Annotated in this window: 4 protein-coding genes and 1 pseudogene; all 5 read left to right on the top strand. The window is 40.1% G+C overall.

The window, feature by feature from the left end:
- Window positions 1-53 precede the first annotated feature (53 nt).
- Window positions 54-1,562 (top strand): annotated as a pseudogene (gene astD, locus ACSC97_RS07620) (succinylglutamate-semialdehyde dehydrogenase).
- 32 nt (window positions 1,563-1,594) lie between these two features.
- Window positions 1,595-2,935, top strand: coding sequence for an N-succinylarginine dihydrolase (astB, locus tag ACSC97_RS07615; RefSeq protein WP_436660198.1), 1,341 nt, complete (start codon window positions 1,595-1,597; stop codon window positions 2,933-2,935).
- A 95-nt stretch (window positions 2,936-3,030) separates the two neighbouring features.
- Window positions 3,031-4,005, top strand: a complete 975-nt coding sequence (gene astE, locus ACSC97_RS07610) for a succinylglutamate desuccinylase (RefSeq protein ID WP_436660196.1) — start codon at window positions 3,031-3,033, stop codon at window positions 4,003-4,005.
- Between the two features lie 173 nt (window positions 4,006-4,178).
- A complete protein-coding gene (locus ACSC97_RS07605; protein WP_126131916.1) occupies window positions 4,179-5,672 on the top strand; it encodes an amino acid permease in 1,494 nt (497 codons plus the stop codon).
- Window positions 5,673-5,816: 144 nt separating this feature from the next.
- Window positions 5,817-6,368, top strand: a complete 552-nt coding sequence (locus ACSC97_RS07600; RefSeq protein ID WP_004952799.1) for a lipocalin family protein — start codon at window positions 5,817-5,819, stop codon at window positions 6,366-6,368.
- Window positions 6,369-6,376 lie beyond the last annotated feature (8 nt).

Here is a 6,376-nt window from a genome sequence, read left to right as displayed (position 1 = left end):
ATCTTTACTTTTTCATATTTCATGTACTCATGATAGTAGAACATGACTTTTTAATGTGGATAAAAAACAAACAAAACGTTGATCGTTTTTTGATTTTTGCAAGAAGTCTATTAATTAATGGTGCTTGGGTACAGGGAAAGGGTACAAGCTTTATTAAAACCAACCCTGTGAGCAATCAACAGATTTGGTCTGGTTATGAAGCTAATGTTGCTGATGTTGAGGCAGCTTGTAATGCTGCTAGAACAGCTTTTCCTGCATGGGCACGCTTAGGTTTAGAGCAACGTGTAGCTATTATTGAACGCTTTGCGAGTTTACTTGAATAAAATAAAAATCAACTTGCACAAGTCATCAGTCAAGAAACCAGTAAACCACTGTGGGAAACACTCACAGAAGTTCAATCGATGATTGGAAAAATCGCGATTTCAATCCGTGCATATCACCAACGGACTGGTTTTAGTGAAACTGAAATGCCAGATGGCATCGCATCTTTACGTCATCGTCCTCATGGGGTACTTGCAGTTTTTGGACCGTACAATTTCCCAGGACATCTACCTAATGGACACATTGTTCCTGCATTAATTGCAGGTAATACGGTTGTGTTCAAGCCAAGCGAATTAACGCCTTGGACAGCCGAAGAAACTGCAAAATTGTGGCAACAGGCAGGGTTACCAAATGGTGTGCTCAACCTTGTGCAAGGTGGTCGTACGACTGGTGAGGCTTTAGCTGCTGCTGAACAAATTGACGGTTTACTGTTTACGGGAAGTGCCAACACTGGCTATCACCTGCATAAACAAATGGCAGGCGCACCTGAAAAAATCCTAGCCCTTGAAATGGGGGGGAACAACGCTTTAATCATTGATGAAGCAACTGATATTGATGCAGTGGTGAATCTAGCTATTCAATCCGCTTTCGTGTCTGCGGGACAACGTTGTACATGTGCACGCCGTATCATTGTAAAACATGGCGTTAATGGTGATGCATTCATTCAACGTTTTGTTGAAGTCACAAAGAACTTAGTGATCGGGGCTTGGGATGCTGAACCACAACCATTTATGGGCGGGGTGATTTCATCTCATGCGGCAGATCAGATGATGGCTGCACAAAGCAAATTGATCGCACTAGGCGCAAAACCATTGTTAGCAATGACTCGTCCTCAAGCTGATAGTTCATTACTCAGTGCAGGCATTTTAGATGTGAGTGAAGTGAATGCAATCCCAGATGATGAATACTTTGGTCCTTTGACAACGATCTATCGTTATCACGATTTTGATGAAGCACTCAAAATAGCCAATAACACACGTTTTGGTTTAGCTGTAGGTTTGGTTTCTCCTGATCGTGAATTATTTGATCGAGTATTGATCGAAGCACGAGCTGGCATTGTGAACTGGAATAAACCATTAACTGGCGCATCGAGTGCTGCTCCATTTGGTGGTGTGGGTGCATCGGGGAACCATCGTGCAAGCGCGTTTTATGCAGCAGATTATAGTGCGTGGCCGATGGCTTCACTGGAAAGTGATAGCGTTACACTGCCGTCAAAATTATCACCGGGCATTGTGCTCTAAGTTAAATCGTGCCGTGACGATATGGAGAAAAAATGTCAGGTTATGAAATCAATTTTGATGGCTTGGTTGGACCAACTCACCATTATGCAGGTCTTTCTTTTGGTAATGTTGCTTCAACAAAAAACCGTAATAATGCGTCCAATCCTAAATTAGCAGCTAAACAGGGCTTAATGAAGATGAAAGCCCTTGCGGATTTAGGGCTTAAACAAGGGGTGTTTGCTCCACAAGAGCGTCCACATGTTCCGACCTTACGCCGTTTAGGTTTTACAGGTAGTGATATTGATGTCATTGCACAGGCAATGCGAACTGCACCTGCCTTGTTATCTTCACTCAGTTCAGCATCTTCAATGTGGACTGCAAACTCATGCACCGTGTCACCATCGGCTGATAGTGCGGATGGACGTGTACATTTTACAGCCGCAAATCTAAATAATAAGTTCCATCGCTCAATTGAACATCATACGACAACGCGAATCCTTAAAGCGATGTTCGATAATGATGTATATTTCGCGCATCATGAAGCCTTACCTGACGCAGCACTATTTGGTGATGAGGGTGCAGCCAATCATAACCGTCTAGGCGGTGGATACGAGCAAGCTGGCGTGCAAGTTTTTGTTTACGGACAGCAACAGCTCGGTGGTACGGTTGCGCCGAAGAAATTCCCTGCACGTCAAACCCGTGAAGCGAGTGAGGCGATTGCACGTTTACATCGTTTAGATGCAAAACGGACGGTATTTATTCAACAGAATCCTGACGTGATTGATCAAGGTGTATTTCATAACGATGTGATTGCGGTAAGTAACCAACAGGTACTTTTTCATCATCAACATGCGTTTTTGAATCAAACACAAGCCTTGAATGAAATTCGCCAGAAAATGGCAGGGATTGAGCAAGAATTTATTTCGATCGAAGTGCCTGAAAACCGTGTGAGTGTTGAAGATGCTGTTGCGACATATTTATTCAATAGCCAAATTTTGACACGAGCAGATGGTGGGATGAGTATCGTTGTACCTGAAGAGTCTCGTCAAAATAAAGCGGTTTGGAGCTATTTGAATGACATGATTCAGATGGGTACGCCAATTGATGACATTAAGGTGTTTGATCTGCGTGAAAGTATGCGTAATGGCGGTGGACCAGCATGTTTGCGCTTACGTGTCGCGGTCAATCAAAAAGAGTTAGCAGCAGTTAATCCAAATTTATTTATGAATGACGGTTTGTTTAAGACCCTCAACCAATGGGTTGATCAACACTATCGTGATGAATTAACTCAGGATGATTTAGCTGATCCAAGTTTGTTGATTGAGAGTCGTACAGCGTTAGATGAATTAACCAAAATTTTAGGTTTAGGTTCTGTTTATCACTTTCAACGCTAATCATCGTAGTTAAAAGATTGATATGGATTTTCCTCAAATCCGAATGCTCACTATGGCATCGGATTTGAGGTGGTTAAACAAGGGAATGATGGCATATGGTTGATCTACTCGAATTAACTCTTGCACAGCAAGCACCTAATCAAACTCAAGGTGAAACAACTGAATTTACTTGGCAATGGCTAGGTGAAGGGTTATTGGTATGCACGCCTAAAACAAGCTATAACAAGGCCATCATATTTTCTGCGGGTATCCATGGAAATGAAACGGCACCGATTGAATTACTCGCAAAGATGGTTCAAGACCTGTTCGCGTCTCGTTTACGTTTGACGGAGCGAGTCCTTTTTGTTTTTGGTAATCCTCAAGCAATTCGCAAAGGTGTACGTTATCTAGAAAATGATATGAACCGCATGTTTTGTGGAGCTTATCAACAATTAAATTCTGATGAAGAAACAAAACGTGCTCAGCTTTTAGAGCAAATTACCGCAGAGTTTTTCCAGCAAAGTCGTAGTGATGCTCAACGCTATCATTATGATTTGCATACGGCTATACACACATCACTATTAGCTGTATTTGCCTTATTCCCTTATCAGACGAAACCCTACGATGATTTTCTCATAGATAGCCTCAACGCTGCTGATCTTGATGCTTTGGTGTATCACAACGCTGTTGGTAAAACTTTTACTCATTTTACAACAGAGTATTTTCAGGCTGCTAGCAGTACTTTGGAGTTAGGTAAAGCAAAGCCATTTGGTCAAAATGATTTAGCTGAGTTTGCTGCAATTGATCAAGTACTTCGTGCCGTAATTACAGGTGAAGCTTTACCTCGAAGACAAAAATCATCGCTTCGTCAATTCAAGGTTGTAGATTCAATTGTTAAACAAAGTGAGGATTTTCAACTGCGATTAGATGCGAATGCACCTAATTTTTCGACCTTTGAAAAAGGCGATGTAATCGCGACTCAAGAGGCAGGAAATTATATTGCAAGCGATCAGCAAGTTTGGATTTTATTTCCAAATCCGAACGTCAAAGTAGGATTAAGAGCAGGGCTAATTCTCAAAGAAATAATGTAGATAACACCATTCGAAAGATTTTAAGCGGTTCAAGGAAATGATGTATATGGAGTTTGAATATGGATGTTCAGTAGAAAAATATGTAGAAAAAAGATATCCGTTGGATATTGATTGTTATGAAAGTGAAACAGCAAGGACAGGTTGTCATAAGAATATCGTTGGAGTGATCGTGTATGAGTAACAATAATGAAAAAACATTTCCTTCAGGTGAACTCCTGAGTGAGCAATATGTGCCGCAACAAGACACATCAAGCCATTTAAATACTTCGTTGTCAGAAGTAGATGTCACTAAACCTTTGAAACGTGCAATGACAAAACGTCATTTGGTCATGATTTCTTTAGGTGGTGCGATTGGAACAGGACTGTTTCTTGGTTCAGGAGATGTTATTTCTCAAGCTGGCCCAATTGGAGCAATTTTATCTTATCTCCTTGGGGGCGTAATTGCTTACATGGTCATGCTGTGCTTAGGCGAGTTAGCCGTGCATATGCCCGTATCAGGTTCGTTCGGTGAATATGCCAGAACTTATATTGGACCTGGTACAGGTTACATGATTACGTGGTTGTATTGGTTAACTTGGACCGCAACATTGGGGACGGAGTTTACTGCGGCAGCATTATTGATGCAGGAGTGGTTTCCATCCATTTCCATGTGGACATGGACGCTGTTATTTGCAGGATTAATTTTTTCACTGAATGTCAGTTCAACCCGTTTATTTGCAGAATCTGAATTTTGGTTATCGTTGGTTAAAGTTTTAACCATCATTTGCTTTATTGGTTTGGGGCTAGCCGCTATTTTCGGAGCTATTTCCTATCATGGGCATGAATCAGCGCCTTTATTTAGTAAATTAACAGAGCACGGTTGGTTTCCAAATGGAATATTTCCTATTTTTGCGACCATGTTAATTGTGAATTTTGCATTCTCAGGTACTGAGTTGATTGGTGTTGCTGCGGGTGAAGCAGAAGAACCTGCTAAAACCGTTCCTAAAGCAATCAATGCTGCGATATGGCGACTCCTGATTTTCTTTGTTGGTACGATTATCGTGATTTGTGCTTTATTGCCTTATGACATGGCAGGTTTAAATGCAAATTCGGTAAGTAATAGTCCTTTTGTAACTGTATTCAATTACATCGGTATTCCATATGCTGAAGATATTATTCGTTTTGTGATTATCACTGCATTGTTATCTGCTGCGAATTCTGGATTATTTGCTGCTTCACGTATGATGTGGTCACTATCGACTAAAAATCAGTTACCTAAAGTTTTCGCAAAATTGACACGTTCAGGTACACCGATTATTGCAATTATCGTGACGATGTTTGGTGCCATACCTGGTTTATTGTCTGAGCACTTTGCCCCTGAAACAATTTTCAAAAATTTATTAGGTGTTGCTGCATTCACTATGGTTGTAGTGTGGATTTCGATCTGTGTCTCTCAATTTAACTTCCGTAGACAATGGATTAAATCAGGTAACACCGTTAAAGATCTCAAATTTGCTGCGCCGTTATTCCCATTAACTCCTATTTTAGGTGGGGTATTCTGCGTCATTACATGTATTAGTATGGTGACTGATCCATCAATGCAAGTTGGATTTGTATGTTGTGTCTTGTTTATCATCGCTTGTTATGCAAGTTATGCGATGTTCTATAAAGATAAACAAGTAAATTAAATTTTTAATCGGAAAGTTGGAGTGGCATCTCCAACTTTCTTTTTATATAAAAAAGAATAAAACTTACTTTTAGAGATGACTCACATTTTTTTCACGTTGAGCTACTTATAGTTGAAAAGTATAGTTTTCGATGAAGAGGATAAAATGAAAGTAAAAACGCTATTAAGTCTATCTGTATTGTCTATTTCATTAAGCACTTTAAGCTTCCCAACCTTTGCAAACACACCAAAAGCAGTTGATAAAATTGATATAAATCAATATGTAGGTAAATGGTATGAAATCGCACATTTACCGATGTATTTTCAACGTCAATGTGTGAGTGATACCAGCGCTAAATATGCAATTAAAGCTGACAATACAATTTCAGTACTTAATAGTTGTCGTACTGCTTCTGGAGAAATGAAAAGTTCAGAGGGCGTAGCCTATCCACAAAATCAGGGAAAAAGTCAGTTGAAAGTGAGCTTTTTGCCAAAAGGATTACGTTGGTTACCGTTCACCAAAGGCGATTATTGGGTATTGAGAGTTGATCCAGATTATAAAGTTGCTTTAGTTGGCGGACCATCAACAAAGTATTTATGGATACTTTCAAAAACTCCGACTATCGATGAAGCGACTTATCAATCCTATTTACAAACCGCCAAACAGCAAGGTTATGATTTAAGTAATTTAATTAAAACAACTCATACTTCACCATAATCGATTCA

Origin of the sequence: Acinetobacter sp. P1(2025), assembly GCF_051390655.1 — a bacterium.
GTDB classification, from domain to species: Bacteria; Pseudomonadota; Gammaproteobacteria; order Pseudomonadales; family Moraxellaceae; genus Acinetobacter; species Acinetobacter junii.
The sequence above is the reverse complement of the archived record's forward strand: the minus strand, read 5'-3'. Positions and strand labels throughout refer to the sequence as shown.